Genomic DNA, 19,690 nt, shown 5'->3' with positions numbered 1-19,690 from the left:
ACACGTTGGCCTTGACCTTCTCGAGGTTCTCCGGCGTCGGCGTGAAGTCCGCCGAGATCACGTTGCCGCCGGCGAAGCCTTCCTCGACCACTTCGAGGTAGCGGACGTCCGGCGTGTAGATCGAGCTGACGCGGGCGCGGTCGGTGCCCGGCAGGAAGGTCACCGAGTCGGTCGCGGCCCGCAAGGTGGCCATGAACGACGGGTTGTAGATGTCCTTCTCTTTCTTTTCGGTGACCGCGAACAGCACCAGATTGGCGCCGCCGAATTCCTTCTCGTACTGCTTGAAGATCTGGATGTACGGATGCCCCAGCGGCAGCTGCTTCTCGAAACCGGAGTCGATCTTGAGGTGCAGCGCCTCCCAGACCATGAACAGCGTCACCAGCGCCAGCACCACCAAGGTGCGCGGCCGGTTGCCGAACACGATCGGCTCGGTGACCCGGACGAACAGCTTCGAAAACTTGCCCTGTGGTTCTGAATGCATCGAGTGGTTCTCGCGGGTGACGGTTCAGGCAGCGCTCGGACTGCGCAGGAAACGCCCGCCTCGGTCCGGCGGCGGGCGGGTACGAAAAATTATTGAATCAACGGTCAGTCACGGCGGCGAACTGCCTTCGTCGCACGGTTGCTGCCCGCCTTGAAACCTCGCCGCACGGACAGGCCCGGCTGTCCTCCAGCCCGTCCGGGGCGGCCAATATACGCTGCGGCTTGTGTCGATTGATCCGCCATCATCGGACTTTATGGTGACAATTCCGGACATCCCGACTGCCCTTGCCCAGCCCGCCGCGAACCGACCGTGCGTATGCGTATGGTGACGTGGTTCACCCCGTGACGGCAACCGGGCACGCGACCTTGTCGATCACGCGCCCGGCCGCAGCACCGGCGGCTTCAGCCGACGCGAGCGAAATCCGGCTTTTCGCGCACCGCGCACTGCGGGCAGGTCCATTCCGCCGGCAGCTGCGACCACAGCGTTCCGGCCGGCCAGCCTTCATTCGGGCAGCCCCGCGCTTCGACATACACGTAGTGGCAGTTCGGGCACTGGTAACCGATACCCGCCGCCTGGGCAGCCGCAAGGCGGCGCGCTTCGAGTGCGGCGAGATCCGCAGCGGTCAGCGTTTCTTTCGCGGCGACCGGGCCAGTCGGGCGGTGCCAGCGGCGCATCAGCCGTTCCCGGGCACGCGGAGCAACGCGGGCCTTGGTCAGGTCATAGCCGTGGTGCTCGGCGACCCGGCGATCCATCAGCGCGAAGAAGATCGGCGGGAAATACGCCGCCAGGATCATCGACGCATAACCGGACGGCAGCTGCGGGCTGTCCTCGAAGTGGCGCAGCGCCTGGAAGCGGCGGGTCGGATTGGCGTGGTGATCGGAATGCCGCTGCAGCTGGTACAGCAGCAGGTTGGTGACCACATGGTTGGAGTTCCATGAATGCTTCGGCTGGCAGCGCTCGTAGCGGCCATCGGCGAGCTTTTGCCGGGCCAGGCCGTAATGCTCCAGATAGTTGACGACTTCCAGCAGCGAAGCGCCGTAGAACGCCTGCACGACGAGGAACAGCAGCGCCGGCCAGCCCAGCCAGGCGGTCAAGCCGCCGAACAGCAGCACGGTCATGCCCCAGGCTTGCAGGTTCTCGTTGCCCAGCGACCAGACCGGCTTACCGAGGCGATTCAGGCGCTCGGCCTCGATCTTCCAGGCCGACTTCAGGCTACCGCCGAACGTGCGCGGCAGAAATTGGTACAGCGTCTGGCCCATCGCGGAACTGGCCGGATCGCCGGGGGTGGCGACGTGCTTGTGATGGCCCTTGTTGTGCTCGATGTAGAAGTGACCGTAAGCGACCGGCGCCAAGGTCAGCTTGGCCATCCAGCGTTCGAGACTGTTGGTCTTGTGGCCGAGTTCATGCGCGGTGTTGATGCCGACGCCGTTGATGACACCGGTCGACAGCAGCACGCCGAGCATCTGGTACCAAGCCAGATCCAGAGTCATCACCGCCCAGACGCCCAGCACCGTGACCGCATACTGGGCCGGCACATAGGCGAATACGATGTTGCGGTACCAAGCGTCCTGCTCGAGCGCGGTCACCGCCGATTCTGGCGCATTGACCGGATCGGTGCCGATAAAATAGTCGAGTGCCGGAGCAATAACATAGAGCAGCAGGAAGCCTACCCAGCACAGCAGGGTGACCTGCACCGCGTCCTCGACGAACGGCATAGCTGCCAGCCCGAGCAGCACCAACATCGGCAGCGCCGGGCTCATCAGCCACCAGTAACGCTTGCCATCACGCCAGCTCGCCGTCGATTGCGAGGGGTTTGCGATGCTTGCCATGACCTGCCTCCCCGTTGCAGTACTGCTTTTTGTTATGCCAACACTTTGCCGCTCGCCCCCCGCTTTGACCGGTCATTTCTTGACAGAACACAGTCATTTTCCGACAGTACACGGGGATCGAGCAGCAACTGAAAGAGAGAGAGGCTGATGGCAACGCAAGGCGACCGCGAACTCCCCGTCCGCTACTTCGGCAGGCTGCTGGAACTGCTGCAAGCGCAACGGGTGCGGATCGACACCTTGGTCGATGGCCTCAATCTTGACGCTGCCAGGCTGCAGAACCCCGAGGCGATGATTCCTCTCTCGCATGCCGACACTCTGATCCAGCGACTGGTCGACCAGACCGGCAGGCAAGACTGGGGCTTCGATCTTGGCGTGCGCCTGCGCCTGACTTCACACCTGATCCTCGGCTACGGCCTGCTGGCCAGCCCGACGCTAGGCCATTCGCTACAGATGCTGTCGCGCTATTTCTCGATGCTGACGCCGACCTTCCGAGTGCAATTCCGCCGCGACGCCCAGCACGGCGTGCTGCTGTTGGTCCCGGCGCTGCCGATGAGTCATGAGTGTCTGGTGTTCCATACCGACGCCATCGCGACAGCAGTCGATGCCGTGGTCGGCGAGCTGCTCGGCGAGCGTATGCCGCGTTATGACCTCGATATCGCCCTCGATCTGCCGCATCGCGAACGCTATGCCGAACTGCGACATGCACGCTGCCGCTTCGGCGTCGGCGACATGGCCGGCTTGCGCGTTCGCTTTCCGATCGCATTGGTCGACGCACCGCTGTCGCTGGCGGATGCCGGGGCACTGAAAGTCGCTGAATCGCGCTGCGAAGCGACGTTTCGCCGTGTCATTGCCAGCGGCCAGGTGGCCGGCTGGGTGCGAATGATGATGCGCGAAGCCAACGGCGGCCTGCCGTCGCTGGACGATCTGGCGCACACGCTGAACCTGTCGTCGCGCACGCTCGACCGCCATCTGAAGGCCGAGGGCACCGGCTTCCGCCAGCTGGCGGCGGAAGTCGTGGTCGAACGGGCGCAGGCGCTGCTCGCGCAGGGGTTGCCGGTGACCACGGTGGCGCTGGAACTGGGCTACACCGACGCCTCCAACTTCACCCGGGCGTTCCGGCGCGCCACCGGCGGCTGCCCGAGCCGGACCACCGACGGCCAGCGCCAGGCAACACCGACCGCTGCGGGCCGGCCGGGCTAGCGAGCGGGCCGCTCAGCCCAGCGCCGCCGCCAGCCGCGCGGCGTGACCGCTGGCGTTGACGGCGCGATAGCCGTCCAGCGCCGCCAGCCGCCCGGCCCGCGCGGCCCCGGCATCACCGAGCCGCGCCTGCTGGTCGGCCAGCGCCTCGATGATCTGCGGCTCCAGCGCTGCGGCCCCGATATCTCGGGCAATCGCCAGCGCCTGCTCGAAAGCCGTGCGCGCCGCGGCCTCGCGCCCGGCGGCCGGCTCGGCGATCTCGCAACGGCCGAGGCACAGCAACGCGCAGCTTTCGAAGTAGCGCGCGCCGCGTTCGCGGCTGCACTGGACCGCTTCCAGCGCCGCCACCCGCGCTTCGGCGTGACGGCCGACGCCGCGCAGCGCATCGGCGAAATAGGCCAGGCAGCGGGCCTCGACTTCCAGATGCGCACGGCGCGTGCGCAGGTGATCGAGGCAGTCGATCGCCGCCTGCACCGCCTCCTCGTGGCGCTGCTGCATCAGCAGCGCCACCAGCCAGGCCCGCTTGGCGACGCCGCGAGTGAAGTCGCTGGCCACCTGATCGGCGCGCTCGACGGCGATCGACGACAGCGCCACCGAACGCATCACCTGCGGATCATCGGCCGGCAGCCCGCGCGGCAGCTCCGATTCCGATTGGTTGGCCTGGTTCCACAGCAGCTCTTCGATGATGCCGGCCGGCGGCAGCATCGCCAGCGCCCGGCTGTAGATCGCACGGGCCTCGTCGAGCTGGCCGAGGCTGGTGTAGAGCAGGCCGAGGCAGTTCTGCATCGCGCCGAGCACGCTGTAGCCCATGGCCAGGCCGAAGCGCGGGTCGTCGTTGCACATCGCCTCGCTCTGGCGGGCGAAGGCCAGGCCTTCGCGCAGGCGGCCGCTGGCGTACAGCGCGTACGAGTACTGGCCGATGATGGTGCCGCTGACTTCCGGCGGCGCCTCGGCGCACTGGCCGGCCAGGGTTTCGATCGCCTGCCGCCAGGCCTGGATGTCGCCGGCCATCATCCCCGAGGCGGCGGCGCGGCCGGCGCGGATCATCAGCGCCAGCTCCTTCATTCCGAAGGCCTCGGCCAGTTCGCGCGCCTCGTTGCAGAGCACCTCGAGTTCGCCGTCGGTCATGCTGAAGCGCCAGGCCCCGCCGACGATCAGCTCGACCAGGCATTGCAGCCGCAGCTGCTGGCGTGGCGGACTGGACGGCAGCGCGGCGCTCAGCTCCAGCGCCTTGCGGATGTAGTCGAGCTGCTGGATGCGGTTGCCGCTGCGGATCTGCACCGCCGCCTCGCCGTAGGCCAGCGCCGCCTTCAGCGCCTCGCCCGCCTGCTGCCAGTGCCAGGCGCGCAGGCTGGCCATGTCGCCGAGCCGGTCGGCATGCAGGCTTTCGATGCCCTGCGCCACCATCATGTGGGTCAGCCGACGCTTGTCGCGCAGCTGGGAATTGATCGCCACTTCCTGCGTCAGCGCGTGCTTGAAGGTCAGCGCCGAACGGTTGCCTTCGTGGGTGCCGTGGATGAATTCGCCGTCGCGCAGGCGCTCGATCAGCCGGTCGAACACCGCCGGCGCCAGGTCCATCACATGGCGGACCAACGCCGGCGCGAACTCGCGCCCGATCACCGCCGCGATCTGCAGCAGCGATTTCTCGGCGTCCGGCAGGCGATCGATACGGGCAGCGAGGATCGACTGCACCGACGCCGGAATGCGCAGCGCGCTCAGCGGCTGGCGCAGCTGGATGCGCGCCGGCGCCATCACCAGATCGCCGGATTCGCGCAGCGACTGGACGATCTCCTCGCAGAAGAACGGATTGCCGCCGCTGCGCCGGAAGATGTCGTCGGCAAGACCAGCCGTGGTCGGGTCGTCGCCGATCAGGTCCGACAGCATGGCGCTGACGGCGTCCGATGCCAGCGGCGCCAGCGAGATCTGCTGGTAGTAGGACTTCTTCATCCACTCCGCCTGGTAGCCCGGGCGGAAGTTCAGCAAAAGCAGCTGGTTGCCGCCCGCCTGCGCCTCGATCCATTCCTCGAGGAAACGTTCACTGGCCGGGTCCATCCAGTGCAGGTCCTCGAAGCAGGTGATCACCGAGCCCGACATCGGATCGGCGCCCTGGATCAGCCGGCGCAGCAGCTCGAACAGCCGGCGCTGCTTGGCATCGGGGTCGATCTGCACCGGCGGCTGCGCGGCATCGGCGACGCCAAGCAGTTCGGCGACCAGCGGCGCGTAGTCGATGAACTCGGGCCCGACGCGCATCAGCTTGCCGGCGATCTTGTCGCGGGCGCTGGCCGGGTCTTCCAGTTCCTCGATGCCGTAGTAGCTGCGGAACACCTGCAGCATCGGCAGATAGGGCATGTTGGCGCCGTGCGACAGCGCCCGGCCGACGTGCACCGTCATGCCGCGCGCCCGGCAGGAGGCGATGAATTCGTGGAACAGGCGGCTCTTGCCGGTGCCGGCCTCGGCCACCACGCCCAACACCGCGCCGTGCCCCTTGCGGGCCCGGGCCAGCGCCGATTCGAGCACGGCAAGATCGGCCTCGCGGCCGACGAAGCGGGTCAGGCCACGCGAGCGCGACATGTCGAAGCGGTTGGCGCTTGGCCGCGCCGACAGCAGTTCGAACACTTCGATCGGCTCCGACACGCCCTTCAGCGGCGGGCTGCCGATCGAGCGCACCTCGCACATGCCGCGCACCTGCCGGTGGCAGTGCTCGGACATCAGGATGCGGTCGCCGGTCGCCTGCGCTTCCAGCCGCGCGGCGATCGCCACGACATGGCCCTGCGCCGTGTAATCCATGCGCAGGTCGTCGCCGATGGTGCCGACCACCACCTCGCCGGAATTGAGCCCGATGCGGATGCTGAAGCGCAGCCCGTATTCAGCCTGCAGCCGCGCATCGAGCGTGGCGGTGGCGTCGCGCAGCCGCAGCGCGGCCATGCAGGCGCGATAGGCGTGGTCCTCGTGCGCCAGCGGCGCGCCGAACAGCGCGATCGCGCCATCGCCGGTGAACTGGTTGACCGTGCCTTCCAGCCGGTGCACGGCTTCGGTCAGGCCAGCGAAGAAGGCGTTCATCGTCTCGTGAAAGCCCTCCGGCCCGAGCCGCTCGGCGAGCACGGTGGAGTTCGCGGTATCGCAGAAAAGCACGGTGACCTGCTTCTTCTCGCCCTCGATCGCCGAACGCATCGACAGGATCTTGTCGGCCAGATGACGCGGCGTGTAGGCCGGCGGCCGGCCGGCGAGCGGCGGCACGGCGCGGGCGGCGTCGGCAGCCGGCACAGCAACGGCCGGGGCCGGCGCGCTGGCGGCAGCCCCCGGCTGACGCCAGACCAACACGATGCCGTTCTCGTCCTCGGCGACGCGACGGGCGTGGATCAGCTCGTCCTTGAGGTCATCGATGTCGTCATCGCTCAGCGCGAACCGACGCTTGAGCCCGCGATAGGAGATGCGCTGCTCGGCTTCCAGCGCCGCCGACACCCGGGCCAGCAGCGCGCTGAATTCGTCGGTCGAGGTGCTCATTCAGTACTGGATGCTGCTGGCAAGTTCATCGAGGCGGGCGTACTGGTCCAGGTTGACGCCCTGCTCCGCCAGCCGCTGCTCGGTGGCCCGCAGCGCCTGCTTGAAGCGGGCCGCAGCGGCCTGCCGCGCCGGGTCGTCGAACGGATAATCGGCATCCAGCAGGTGGGTGACGATGTGCGGCCGGAAGAACATCTCGAACGCCAGCGTCGACTTGAACATGTCCCAGCCGTGCAGCACGTCGCGGCGCCGGAAGGCCGGGATGTCGCGCCCGGCCGGCGGCGGAATCCGCACGCGGAAGCCGGTGCGGTGCGGCCCGAGCTTGTAGTAGGCGTTGTGCTCCAGCCCGTGGGCGATGCCGACGTCCCAGATGTAGGTGGTCAGCGCGGCGACCAGGTTCGGGTACGGATCGCCGGACGCACCAGGGGCCAGGATCGCGTCCTCGTCCGGGAAGCCCGGCAGGATTTGGGCGATGTAGTGCGCCCAGCGGCGGATGTAGAAGCGCTCTTCCTCGCGCTGCAGGCGGGCGCCGGCCGGCCCGGCCGCCAGCACATCGCGCGTGGCCTTGTCCTTGACGCTGGCCTGCACCAGCGGCTCGACAGGGCCATCGTCGTCCTGCGCGAGCGGCGCGATGACCTCGCGCACGTAGCCGCGCACGGTCTCGTAGTACTCGGCCAGGAAGCGGCCGTAATCGGTCGGGATCGACGGCGCCGCCTTCGGGTAGCGCCACGGCAGGTAGTTGGGGCCCGGCGTGTCCGACGGCTGGTACTTCGACAATGGATTCGGATAGCCGATGTAGCCGGTCGGCACCAGCTGGCGGATGTTGGTGCCGTCGCAGACGTAGGGCGCATAGAACTCGCCGTGACGCTCGCTGACGATGGAATCGCCGCCTTCGAGCACCGCGTGATCGACCGCCAGATGCAGTTCCAGATGCGGCGCCAGCAGCTTGAACAGCGTATGCGCAGTGGGAATGGCACTGACCGTGATCGCATTGACCGTGTCGTACGGAAAGTGCGTGGCCGGATGGCCGGACAGCGAGGTCATGTGCGCTGCGCCCTGCACCGCGTAGTACTTCGACAGCGTCCAGGCGGGGCCATCGGCCGGCGTCATCACCAGATGCTGCCAGTGCTCGCCCTGCAGATGGCCGATCGAGATCGCCAGCAGCTGGTAGTCCTTGGCCGACTTCGCGCGGCTGTACAGCACGACGGTCGGCGCGACGAACATGCCCGGATACGGCGTCAGGTCCTGCATCGTCGTGAAATCGGAAATCAGGTACTCGCGCTCCGGGTCCAGCGGCCCGAGGTGGGCGGCGAAATCGCTGCCGGCCAGATCCGCCGCCGTGCGTCGCCGCAGGTACTTCGCGTAGCAGGTGGTGGTCAGCATCCAGGCGCATTCGAGGTCGGACAGATGATCGATCCGGCCGTGGATGAACCAGTTGTAGAGCGCCAGCGGCGTCTTGGTCAGCATCGCCTTCAAATAGTTGAGGCGCACCGTCCAGTCCCAGTGCTTCTGTTCGGCTTTCGGCAGGTGCATGACCTCGGCAGCCATGAACATCGGCTGGTCCGCCGCCGGCTGCGGCCAGGGTCCGGTACGGCCGTAGCGAAACGCGCTGCGCGGCAGCGGAAAAGCGTGCGCTGGGAAAGGATGGCCCGTCGTCATGGTTCCCCCGAACCGAAGCGCCTGCGGCGCGTGGACGCTAATGAGAAGTCGCTGACAGCAATCATGTCGGAAATCACTGATCGCGTTCAGGGGGCTTGTCAGCAGCACCGACATGCTTGGGCGCGACCGCCATTGGCCGCCCAGCAAAAGACGATTCTTGACCGCGCCCGACACGTCGAGACCGAGAGCCACGACGTCGGCTTGGCTACTTCAGCGTGGTGAACCGTCCTCGCTTTTCAGAGACCGCATCAGATGGAGGATGGGGATGCGTTTGCTGGCGCGTACGGAACAGGCGATAGCCCACCGCGAGCACGACGTGGGCGGTCACCGACGCATGGACGCCTAAGGCACTTTCGTCGGGGATGGACTTCTACCCGTCAGCGCCGACGGCGCCGAGTAACGAATCGAGACTCGCCTCTGAATCCCGCCACCGCGCACTGAGTGCACCTTGACGGGTCCATCTTTCACGCCATCTCGCCCGATCAGGCCGCCGCAGCTTCCGGCTCCACCTCGATCGCAGTTGCCGCCGCCATCGTCTCGAAGTCTTCGAGGTTGAGCATCGCCACCTGCTTGGCGTACTCGTTCATGTAGCCGACCCAACTCACCGTGTTCTTGCCATCGGCGGTGATGTACCAGCTCTGGCAGCCGGTCTCGTAGACCGAATCTTCCTTGCTGCGCCGACGCAGCATCAGGTTGTAGGCGGAGATCACGCCTTCCTTCACATCCAGCCAGCGCAGCCGCCGCTGCTGCAGGGTCTGTACGGCCTGGGTGACGTACTTCGCCTGCGCTTCGAGCATGTAGATGATCGAGCCGGCGCCGAGGTTGGTGTTCGGGCCGTAGAGGATGAACAGGTTCGGAAAGCCCGAGACGGTCATGCCCATGTAGGCTTCGGCGCCGTCCTGCCAGCGCTGGTTCAGCGTCTGGCCACCACGGCCGGTGATGGTCATGGGTGCCAGGAAGCCGGTGGCTTCGAAGCCGGTACCGTAGATGATGGTGTCGACCGGCCGCAGGCTGCCGTCGTTGGCGACGATGCCTTCCGGCACGATCTCGCGGATGCCGTCGGTGACCAGATCGACGTTCTTCGCGGTCAGCGCCGGCAACCATTCGTTGGACAGCAGCACGCGCTTGCAGCCGATCGCGTAGTTCGGCGTCAGCTTGGCGCGCATCGCCGGGTCCTTGACCTGGATGTTCATCAGCAGCCGCGCCGCGTTACGGAAGATCGCGGTGGCCACACCATTGAACGGCGACTGCCGCTGCAGCGCGGAGCCGAGGAATTCGAACCACCAGAAGATGCGATTCCGGTCGAGCGTGTGCAGCGCCGGCACCGTGTCGAGCAGCCAGCGTTCGAACTTGCTGAACTGGCGGTCGACCTTCGGCACCGTCCAGCCCGGCGAGCGCTGGTAGACATCCATGTGGCCGACGATTGGCTGGATCGCCGGCACGAACTGCACCGCACTCGGCCCGGTGCCGATCACCGCGACGCGCTTGCCGCGGAAGTCGAGATCGTGGCGCCAGCGCGCCGAATGGAACGCGGTGCCGGCGAACGACTCTGCCCCCTTGATGCTCGGGATCTGCGGCTGGTGCAGCTGGCCGACCGACGACACCAGCACGTTGGCTTCCGCCGTCGAGCCATCGGCGAAGTGCAGCGTCCAGACGCCGCGCGGTTCGTCGAACCGGGCATCGGTCAGCTGCTTGCCGAAGCGGATGTGCTTGCGCAGGCCGTACTTGCCGGCCACGTGCTTCAGATAACCGAGGATTTCCGACTGCTTGCCGTAGCGATAGGCCCAGGGGTAATGCGGTTCGAACGCGTAGGAGTACAGATGCGAGGGGACATCGCAGGCCGCGCCCGGGTAGGTGTTCTCGCGCCAGGTGCCGCCCACCTCGTCGCCCTTCTCGTAGATCGTGAACGATTCGATGCCGGCCTTTTTCAGGTACACGGCCTGCCCCAGCCCTCCGAACCCGGTACCGATGATGGCGACGCTGACGGGCTTTGAGGCGGCTTGAACCATGCGAGTGCTCCGGGAAAGGTGAAATCGACCGTCAGCACTGTAGGTGCAGGCGGGCCGTAGCGGGATGGTCGTGGCGGACCGGTGCGTGATAATTTCGGACATCGCCCGACCGATTCCGCCGATGTCCGATCCCCACGTCCGCCGCGGCATTGCCAGCACCCGGCTGCTCTGCGGCCTTGCCGACGAATACGCGCTCGACCGCGCCGTCTGCCTGCGCGGCACGGCGATCGCCCCGGCGCTGCTCGACGACCCGAATGCCGAGATCGACGCCGTGCAGGAATTCCGGGTGATCGCCAACCTGATCGAAGCCCTCGGCGCGCGCGGCGTCAGCGATGTCGAGCTGGCGCTGAAGGCCGGCGCCCGCTACCACCTGACGACGATGGGCATCTGGGGCTTCGCGATGGCGTCCAGCGCCACGCTCGGCAGCGCCGTGAACGTCGGCCTGCGCTATCTGGATCTGACCTACAGCGTCAACCGGGTCTGGCTCGATCACGGCGCCAGCACCGCCTGCCTGGTGATCGACGAGCGCAACGCGCCGCCGAAGCTGTCGCAGTTCGTGGTGCTGCGCGACATGGCGGCGATCATGACCCTGAACCGCGAGCTGCTGGCCGCGCCGGTGCTGCCCTGCAGCGTGCAGCTGCGCTTCCCGGAAACCGCCGGCCTGGGTCCGCAGCTGCAGGCGATGTTCGGCTGCATGCCGGCCTTCAACAGCCCGCGCAGCCATCTGGAATTCGATCTGCAGCTGTTTGCCGAACCGCTGCCGCAGGCCAACGAGCTGATGCGCCAATCCTGCGAGGAGCAGTGCCGGGCGCTGCTGGCGCGGCGTCGCGGCCGGGCGGGCGTGGCCGGGCGGGTCCGCGACCGGCTGCTGAAGAATCCCGGCCAGATGCCGGACATGGATGCCATCGCCGCCGAACTGCGGATGACCTCGCGCCACCTGCGCCGCCTGCTGACCGCCGAAGGCACCTCCTACCGTGCGCTGGCCGACGAAGTGCGGCAGGCGCTGGCCGAGGAACTGCTGTCCACCGCGCGAATGAAGATGGACGAAGTCGCCGAACGGCTGGGCTACGCCGAACGAGCCAGCTTCACGCATGCCTTCAAGCGCTGGAAAGGCGTGTCGCCAAGCGCGTTTCGCAGCTGAAGGCGGCACCGGCAGCTTGGTCGGGCGACTGGCCGTTCGACATCAGCACGAATTTTGCTGCTTCCGTTGCTGACCTTCCCTCCCCCGCTGGAGCTGCCGCGTGAACAAGCCCGACGCCATGCCGCAGGAATTCAACCGCCGCCTCAGCGACACGCCGGACGACCCGGTGCTGCGCCTGCGGCACGCTTTCCTGCATCACCTGTTCTATACGCAGGGCAAGTTCCCGGCGCTGGCGACCAAGACCGATTACTACCTCGCCCTCGCCTACGCGGTGCGCGACCGCCTGCTGCAACGCTGGATCTCCACCGCCAACGAGTACCAGAAGACCGGCGCACGCACGGTCTGCTACTTCTCGGCCGAGTTCCTGATGGGGCCGCATCTCGGCAACAACCTGATCAACCTCGGCCTGTTCGACGTCGCCCGCCAGGCGATGAGCGACCTCGGCCTGAACCTCGACAGCCTGCTTTACGAGGAAGAAGAGCCGGGCTTGGGTAACGGTGGCCTCGGCCGGCTTGCCGCCTGTTTCATCGATTCGCTGGCGACGCTGGAAGTGCCGTCGATCGGCTACGGCATCCGTTACGAGTTCGGCATCTTCCACCAGACCATCGTCGATGGCTGGCAAGTCGAGAAGACCGACAAATGGCTGCGCTATGGCAATCCTTGGGAGCTGTGCCGGCCGGAATGGGCGGCCGAGGTCAAGCTTGGCGGCCACACCGAAAGCCGCTGGGATGAGGCCGGCCGCCTGCACGTGCGCTGGGTGCCGAACCGCACGGTGATGGGCATCCCCTACGACACGCCGATCCTCGGCTTCCTGAACAACACCGCCAACACCTTGCGGCTGTGGAAGGCCGAAGCGCCGGAGTCCTTCGACTTCGACGTCTTCAACCGAGGCGACTACCAGGGCGCGGTCACTCAGAAAGTGATCTCGGAAAACCTGTCGAAAGTGCTGTACCCGAACGACGAACACATCGAAGGCAAGGAACTGCGACTGGCCCAGCAGTACTTCTTCGTGTCCTGCTCGATTCAGGACATGCTGCGCATTCTCAAGACGCAGAAGATTCCACTCGACCGCTTCCACGAAAAGTTCACCGCCCAGCTCAACGACACCCACCCGGCAATCGCCGTCGCCGAGCTGATGCGGCTGCTGACCGACGAGCACGGCCTGCCGTGGTCGCAGGCCTGGGAGATCACCCGCAAGACCTTCGGCTACACCAATCACACCCTGCTGCCCGAGGCGCTGGAACGCTGGCCGCTGGAACTATTCAAGCGGGTGCTGCCGCGTCACCTGGAAATCATCTACGAGATCAACGCCCGCTTCCTCGAAGAAGTGCGCAGCCGCTACTTCGGCGACGGCGACCGCATCACCCGCATGAGCCTGATCGACGAATCCGGCGAGCGTTACGTGCGCATGGCGCATCTCGCCTGCGTCGGCAGCCATGCGATCAACGGTGTGGCAGCCCTCCATACCGAACTGCTCAAGGCCGACGTGCTGAAGGACTTCCACGAACTCTGGCCCGAGAAGTTCAGCAACAAGACCAACGGCGTCACGCCGCGACGCTGGATCGTGCTGGCCAATCCGCGGCTGACCAAGCACATCAGCAACGCTATCGGCGATGGCTGGATCAAGGACCTGTCGCAGCTGAAAGAACTGGAAATGCATGCCGATGACAGCGCCTTCCGCGCCGGCTGGCGCGAGATCAAGCGTGCCAACAAGCGCGACTTCGCCGATGTGATCCGCAAGCGCTGCAATGTCGCGGTCGACCCATCGTCGATGTTCGACATCCAGGTCAAGCGCATCCACGAATACAAGCGCCAGCACCTGAGCGCGCTGCACATCATCGCGCTCTATCACCGGCTCAAATCCAGCCCGAACCTGGAGATGACGCCGCGCACCTTCATCTTCGGCGGCAAGGCTGCACCGGGCTACCGGATGGCCAAGCTGATGATCAAGCTGATCACATCCATCGGCGATGTCGTCAACCGCGACCCAGCCGTCCGCGATCGCCTGCGCGTTGCCTTCCTGCCGAACTTCAGCGTCACCAACGGCCAGCGCATCTACCCCGCCGCCGACCTATCCGAACAGATCTCGCTGGCCGGCAAGGAAGCCAGCGGCACCGGCAACATGAAGTTCGCGATGAACGGCGCGCTGACCATCGGCACCATGGACGGCGCCAACATCGAGATTCGTGAACAGGTGGGCGCGGAAAACTTCTTCCTGTTCGGCATGGACGCCGCAGAAGTCGCCGCCCTCAAGTCATCCGGCTACCGGCCAGCCGAATGGGCCGATCGCAACCCCGAGCTCAAGGAAGTCATCAACCTGATCCGCCACGGCTACTTCAGCCGCGGCGACGGCGAACTGTTCCGGCCGCTGGTCGACAGCCTGGTCCACCACGATCCGTACTGCCTGTTCGCCGATTTCGCGTCGTATTCCGACGCTCACACCCGGGCCGGCAGCGCCTTCCTCAACAGCGACAGCTGGACACGCATGTCGATCCTGAACAGCGCCCGGTCAGGGATGTTTTCGTCGGATCGGACCATTGGCGAATACTGCACGGATATCTGGGGGGCGAAGGCGGTGCCGGTGCCTTTACTGTCGCAGGAGGATGTGCGGGTGGAGTTTATGTCGTAGTTTCGCCTTGCATCGGAGACGAAAGCGCCCGCGAATGCGGGCGTTTTCGTTCCATTTCGGAATTCAATTGGCTTGTGACCTACCTGCTATTTCTCGGGACATCTCACGCTTAAGACTCCGGCGTTCGCCGGAATGGCGATCGCGATGAAGCACCTGATGCATTCATCCCGAATGCTCACTTCAAAAAAACTTCAGGTGCTGGCCGCAATCGCCTCGCCATGCATGTCGTCCGCCTCCGGCTCACGGGCGGACACCTTCCCGAACCTGGCGCAGCCATACAGCAGGGCCGCCACGCCGAGGTAGGCCAGCGCCACGCCGGGCATGCGGGCGATGCCGATCGCCTCCGAATGCATGAAACCGAAGAAGGTCATCACCGCGCCGGCCAGTGCGAACGTCGCGGCCTTGGCGAACGTGCGGTCGATCATGCAGGCGGTCACGCCGGCCAGCACCAGGCTGGTCAGGATGGCGCCGCTGCCGAGGATTTCCAGGCCGTGGTACAGCACGCCGGTGCCGGCCAGCTTGTCGAGGCCGACGGTGGCGACATTGGTGCCGGCGGCGCCCAAGGCGCTGTCGATCATCAGCTTGCCCCAGCCGGCGACCTGCGGGATCAGCGAGATGATCACCGCCGGCGCGTGGGCGCGCGGGGTTTCCTGGAACGCCTGGGCGCCGATCAGCATGCCGATGTAGAGCAGGATCGGCGAGATCGCCACCAGCGGGATCAGCGCGCTCATCAAGGCCAGGATGCCGAACCAGGACAGCAGCAACACCATGACGCCGGTCGCCGCCGAGTAGCCGAGCCGGCCGCCGATCGCCTTCCAGCCCGGATGGCCGATGTAGACCGCATTGATGAACGGATTGCCGAGGCAGCAGCCGATCAGGCTGATGACGCCGTCGGCGGTGATCACCCGCGTGGTCGGGAACTTGTCGCCGCCGGCTTCGGCGGACTCGACGTTATCCATCGCTTCCACCAGATCATAGATGCCGAACGGAATCGCGGTGACCAGGATCACGGCCAGAAACTCGAAGCCGGAGAAGATGTGGCCGAAGGCCGGCAGCGGCACTGAGAAGCCGAAGCTGGCGAATGAATCGCCGAGCTTGGCGACACTCATTCCGCCCAAATTGACGCCGAACGCCAGCCCGCCCCAAGCGATCAGCGAGCCGACGGCAATCGCCACCAATCCGGCCGGCAGGCCCTTGAAGTAGCGCACGCCGCCGAACCAACTGGCCAGCAGGATCGCGAAACAGACGATGCCGATCACCGGGTCGCTGTACATCTCCAGCGCCGGGCGCATCGAGATGAAGGCAATCGACACGCCGGCCAGTGCGCCGAGCAGCGCTGCGCGCGGGGTGATCTTCTTGATGTAGGGCGCGATGTAGCCGCCCAGCATCAGCACGAAGCTCTGCACGAACACCCAGGTCAGGCCGGCTTCCCAGCCTTTCACCGGATCGCCAGTGCTGCCGGCAATCGGCAGCATGATCACGAACACAACGACGAACATGTGCGGCACGCTGATGCCGGACGGCAGCGCGCAGACCGTGTTGCGGCCTTCCGCCTTGGCCAGCTTGTAGCCGAGCCAGGCGTAGTAGAGCGTGGACAGGAACAGCATCAGGCCGGTGGCCGGCAGGATGCGGCCGAATACGAGGTCATCCGGCAGCTTCAGCACGTAGCGCAGCAGCGCGGTGAGCGTGAGCATGTTGACCAGAATATTGGTGCCGAAGCCGAAGAAGGCGTTCCAGTCGCCCGGCACCCAGAGCGCGGGCTTGAAGCGGGAAGCGGATGCAGGGGTCGCGGTGCTAGCCATGTCGATCACCTCGTGTTGCGTCGTGCGGCCGGATGGGTTCTGCAAGGGATGGGAGCGCGGGTTCGGTGCGGCGGTGCGCTGAACGTCGCCGGGCTCTGGATTCCGGCTCTCGCCGGAATGACTGATGGAGCACGATCCGTCATGGGGTTGCGGTGCTGCTTTCGATGGCGGCCATCACGGCGCTGGAGTGCCCGACCCAGCCGAAGATGCCGCCCTGCGCCTTGATCATCCGCAGACCGTAGTCCTGGAACGCTGGGAAGTAGCTGCCGACGCAGTCTTCGGGCACGAAGCAGTCGTAGCCGCGGTCGTTGGCTTCGCGCACCGTGGTGTTGACGCAGACCTCGGTGGTCACGCCCGTCACCACCAGTTGCCGGATGCCCCGGTGCTGCAGGATCGCGTGCAGGTCGGTCGCCCAGAACGCGCCCTTGCCGGGCTTGTCGATCACCGGTTCGCCGGGCTGCGGATACAGCTCGGTGATGATGTCGTGGCCGGCTTCGCCGCGAACCAGGATGCGGCCCATCGGGCCGCGGTCGCCAATGCTCTGCGCAGCGCGGCCACGAATCTTCTTGCACGGCGGCAGGTCGGAGAGATCCGGGCGATGGCCTTCGCGGGTATGCAGCACCGTCAGGCCGGCGGCACGCCAAGCCGCCAGCAGCCGCTGGTTCGGGGCGATGGTCCGCCGCAGCTGCGACACATCATTGCCGAGCATTTCGCCGAAGCCGCCGGGCTCCAGGAAATCCCGCTGCATGTCGATGATCAGCAGCGCGCACGCCGCCGGGTCGAACAGGAACGGATACGGCTCCGCAGCGATCTCGACGGCATTCGGGGACGGGCTCATGCGCGATCTCCTGGCGTAGGCTTCGTGCAGGCGGGCAGGAACAGTGCCAACGGTGTTCAGAAGCCGAAGCCGACACCGGCGAACGGCACCACGACGTGGCGGTAGCCCTTTGGTGAATTGACGGTCAGCGCATGGGCGTCGACCAGCGATCCGTTCAGCAGGTTGTAGTACTGGACGCCGGTGTTGAACGACCAGCCGCCGTAAGCGGGGCCGATCGCGGTGATCGGCAGGCTGGCCTTCAGGCCGGTGGAGAACACGCCGAAGTTGGAACCGGCACAGCTGCTGCCGGTGATCGTCGACGCGAACTGGGCAGCGCCCGAATTCGGATCGCACCAGAAGTTTTTCGGGCCGATGGTGATCCAGGTCGGGGCCGACAGCGTCAGGCCGATCGACTTGAACGTGTAGCTTGGATTGGCGCCAATCTCCACGTCGAAGGTATCGCCGCGCCGGCCGAGCACCACGGTGGAATCGCCGCCGACGGCCCAGAACACCTTCAGGTACGGGTTCAACGAGTACGGGTCCTTGTAGTAGGCACTGAACTCGATGTTGTGTTCGGTCTGGAACACGCCGGGCGGGCTCAGGAACACCACGTAGCTGGCGCCGACTTTCAGCTTCGGTGTCGCCTGCCAGTTGATGCCGGCAAAGTAATCGAACTCGTTCCAGGCACCGACGTTCGACGGTCGGTTGTAGTCGGCGCCGTCGGAATTGATGTCGTTCCAGATGCCGACCACGATCGAGGTATCGCCCGGCGTCAGGAAGACCAGCCCGCCGAGAATCTGCGTGGTCACGCCCTGGTTGGTGACCAGCAGGCCGCGCGGCGTGATGTAGTCGTTCTTCAATGTCACGTCGGCGAAGCCGTGGATCGCCGATCCCGGCGCGGCATCGGCCGCCCGCGTTGCAGCTGGCATCAGCGCCAGCAGGCCCGACAGCAATGTCGCGAGTCGCCAAGACTTCTTGTGCATCGCAAGCTCCCCGGATGGTCCGGAATCGGTGAATGACGAAGGTGCCGCGTTGCCCGGTCCCGGATGCCCACCGCATCCGCTGTTCGCCTGTCCGCGCCAAGACCGAGCTCGCTTTGCCGTTTTATGAATCCTTTTTTGTATACAAGTTTGGATTTAATACGAGCAAAGCGCGTGCCAACTCGTCGGCGCGCGAACGCGGCCATGCGCGTCGCCGATGCTCTGCAACGGCGGAGGTCCAGGGTTCGGGGCGCTGAGCGCGAACGCGACCCGCGGCCACCGAACCAGGCAGCCGGAATCACGAGCGCAGGAATCGAAAAAGAAGCGATCGGCCCGCAGCGCCTGCGGGGCCGCGATCGGCTCAGCCTTGCACCGGTGCGGGTGGTCGCTGCCGGTGCTGTGGACCGGCGGCCTTCAGGCGCTCAGGTCGCGGCGGATTCGCGCATCGTCGTGCGCGCATCGTGGAGCATGTGCAGGGTGATCTTGCGCACCTCGCTCTTGCTCTGGGTGATATGCGAGCGCAGCAGGATCAAGGCCTCGGTCGACTTGCGCCGCATGATCAGCCGCAGGATCTTGGCGTGCTCGTCATAGGTCGCGGCGATCCGGTTTTCCTTTAGGAAATCGAGCCGGCGGATGATGCGGATCTTCTCGGTGAGTTCCTGGTGCACCCGCAACATCTCGCGATTGCCGGCGGCTTCGACCAGCGCGCAGTGGAAGGCTTCGTCGAGCCCGGCCATCTTGCGCGGATCGGTTTCGCGGCTGTCCGCCGGCACCAGCCAGGCAGCCTTCAGCGCGGCCAGCGGCAACTCGTCTTCCAGGGCGCACAGTTTCTCCACGGCATGCGACTCGATCAGGATGCGCAGGTCGTAGAGTTCATCGAAGCGCACGAAGTCGAACGGCGCCACGCTCCAGCCACTGCGGAAGCCGACCTCCAGATAACCTTCGCGGCGCAGGCGGTACAGCGCATCGCGGATCGGCGTGCGCGACACGCCGAGGCGCGCGGCCAGTTCGGTCTCGGTGAAGCGATCGCCCGGCAGCAGATGGAAATCGAAGATTTCCGCCTTCACCCGCAGGTAGATCTGTTCACCCAGCGGGTTGGCCGGCTGCTGCGCCATGGTCGTGCGGAGAAAGGGAAAGAGACGCCGCAGTCTACCGCCGCCGCATCCCGCCCCGCATCGCGCTCAGGGCGCCAGCAGGCTCACGTGCGCCGTCACGATGCGCCATGCACCGTCGACGCGCACCCAAGTCTGGGTCTGGCGGCCAATCAGTGCGGTATCTGGCGCGACGAACTCGCAGGCGGCGCTGCCGCAATCCTCGCCGAAGGTCTGGATCACGACGTTGCGCAGAGTCCGGCCGGGATGCACCGGCGCTGCGGCCGCGCGATAGCGGCGGATCGCCTCGATGCCGTAGTCGAGTTCGGCCACGCCGTAGCGCAGCGTTTCCGGCGCGTCGTGGAAAAAGGCGTCGAGCGCTGCGATGTCGTGGCGCAGCAGGGCGGCTTCGTAGGCGTCGAAAGCCGCGCGCAGCGAGGCCCGCGCTGCCGGACGGTTGATCTGGTCGGGTGTCATGACGCCAAGGATAAGGGCCGCGCCAGACCGATCGCAGACCGATCGCAGGCCCGGCCTGATCGCGATGCGGCGGCGCG

At 66.2% G+C, this 19,690-nt stretch carries 12 protein-coding genes and 1 pseudogene; 3 read left to right on the top strand and 10 right to left on the bottom strand.

Translation table 11 applies throughout. The features are described 5' to 3' along the window. Together ACTIGJ_RS06270 and ACTIGJ_RS06265 are read right to left on the bottom strand one after the other, a co-directional pair. Positions 1-481: pseudogene (locus ACTIGJ_RS06270) on the bottom strand (hypothetical protein); the annotation flags it as partial. Positions 482-882: 401 nt separating this feature from the next. Then, entirely contained in the window at positions 883-2,310 is a 1,428-nt protein-coding gene (locus ACTIGJ_RS06265; protein WP_439639417.1) for a fatty acid desaturase, read from the bottom strand. A 147-nt stretch (positions 2,311-2,457) separates the two neighbouring features. On the opposite strand from ACTIGJ_RS06265, the gene ACTIGJ_RS06260 reads away from it, so the two are divergent. Then, a complete protein-coding gene (locus tag ACTIGJ_RS06260) occupies positions 2,458-3,510 on the top strand; it encodes a helix-turn-helix domain-containing protein (RefSeq protein WP_439639416.1) in 1,053 nt (350 codons plus the stop codon). 12 nt (positions 3,511-3,522) lie between these two features. Here ACTIGJ_RS06260 and ACTIGJ_RS06255 read toward each other — a convergent pair whose 3' ends face one another. The 3 genes from ACTIGJ_RS06255 to ACTIGJ_RS06245 form a co-directional block, all read right to left on the bottom strand. Beyond that, complete coding sequence (locus ACTIGJ_RS06255; protein WP_439639415.1) at positions 3,523-7,011, bottom strand: ATP-binding protein; 3,489 nt, start codon at positions 7,009-7,011, stop codon at positions 3,523-3,525. Then, positions 7,012-8,562, bottom strand: coding sequence for a hypothetical protein (locus ACTIGJ_RS06250; protein ID WP_439639414.1), 1,551 nt, complete (start codon positions 8,560-8,562; stop codon positions 7,012-7,014). Positions 8,563-9,149: 587 nt separating this feature from the next. Next, positions 9,150-10,676 carry a flavin-containing monooxygenase gene (locus ACTIGJ_RS06245; RefSeq protein ID WP_439639413.1) on the bottom strand — a complete coding sequence of 509 codons (1,527 nt, stop codon included), beginning with the start codon at positions 10,674-10,676 and terminating at the stop codon, positions 9,150-9,152. A gap of 121 nt (positions 10,677-10,797) precedes the next feature. Here ACTIGJ_RS06245 and ACTIGJ_RS06240 point away from each other — a divergent pair, with 121 nt between their 5' ends. Both ACTIGJ_RS06240 and ACTIGJ_RS06235 read left to right on the top strand, forming a co-directional pair. After that, positions 10,798-11,817, top strand: a complete 1,020-nt coding sequence (locus tag ACTIGJ_RS06240) for an AraC family transcriptional regulator (RefSeq protein WP_439639412.1) — start codon at positions 10,798-10,800, stop codon at positions 11,815-11,817. Between the two features lie 118 nt (positions 11,818-11,935). Then, positions 11,936-14,446 (top strand): glycogen/starch/alpha-glucan phosphorylase, encoded by a 2,511-nt coding sequence (locus tag ACTIGJ_RS06235; protein ID WP_439639431.1) that lies wholly within the window; start codon positions 11,936-11,938, stop codon positions 14,444-14,446. 191 nt (positions 14,447-14,637) lie between these two features. On the opposite strand, the gene ACTIGJ_RS06230 is transcribed toward ACTIGJ_RS06235, so the two are convergent. From ACTIGJ_RS06230 to hpxZ, 5 genes are all read right to left on the bottom strand, one after another. Further along, entirely contained in the window at positions 14,638-16,248 is a 1,611-nt protein-coding gene (locus tag ACTIGJ_RS06230) for a regulator (RefSeq protein ID WP_439639411.1), read from the bottom strand. Between the two features lie 139 nt (positions 16,249-16,387). Beyond that, entirely contained in the window at positions 16,388-17,086 is a 699-nt protein-coding gene (locus ACTIGJ_RS06225) for a cysteine hydrolase family protein (RefSeq protein ID WP_439639410.1), read from the bottom strand. 56 nt (positions 17,087-17,142) lie between these two features. Next, the gene (locus ACTIGJ_RS06220) at positions 17,143-18,048 is read right to left on the bottom strand and encodes a hypothetical protein (protein ID WP_439639409.1); all 906 of its coding nucleotides are present in this window, start codon (positions 18,046-18,048) and stop codon (positions 17,143-17,145) included. Positions 18,049-18,467: 419 nt separating this feature from the next. Further along, positions 18,468-19,160: a GntR family transcriptional regulator gene (locus ACTIGJ_RS06215; RefSeq protein WP_439639408.1), complete on the bottom strand. Its 693-nt coding sequence runs from the start codon at positions 19,158-19,160 to the stop codon at positions 18,468-18,470. Between the two features lie 66 nt (positions 19,161-19,226). After that, on the bottom strand, positions 19,227-19,613 hold the full coding sequence (gene hpxZ, locus ACTIGJ_RS06210; protein WP_439639407.1) for an oxalurate catabolism protein HpxZ: 387 nt from the start codon (positions 19,611-19,613) through the stop codon (positions 19,227-19,229). Positions 19,614-19,690 lie beyond the last annotated feature (77 nt).

Source organism: Nevskia sp., from assembly GCF_051860985.1.
Taxonomy (GTDB): Bacteria; Pseudomonadota; Gammaproteobacteria; order Nevskiales; family Nevskiaceae; genus Nevskia.
Note: the sequence above shows the minus strand (reverse complement) of the source record. Positions and strands in the feature narration are given on the sequence as shown.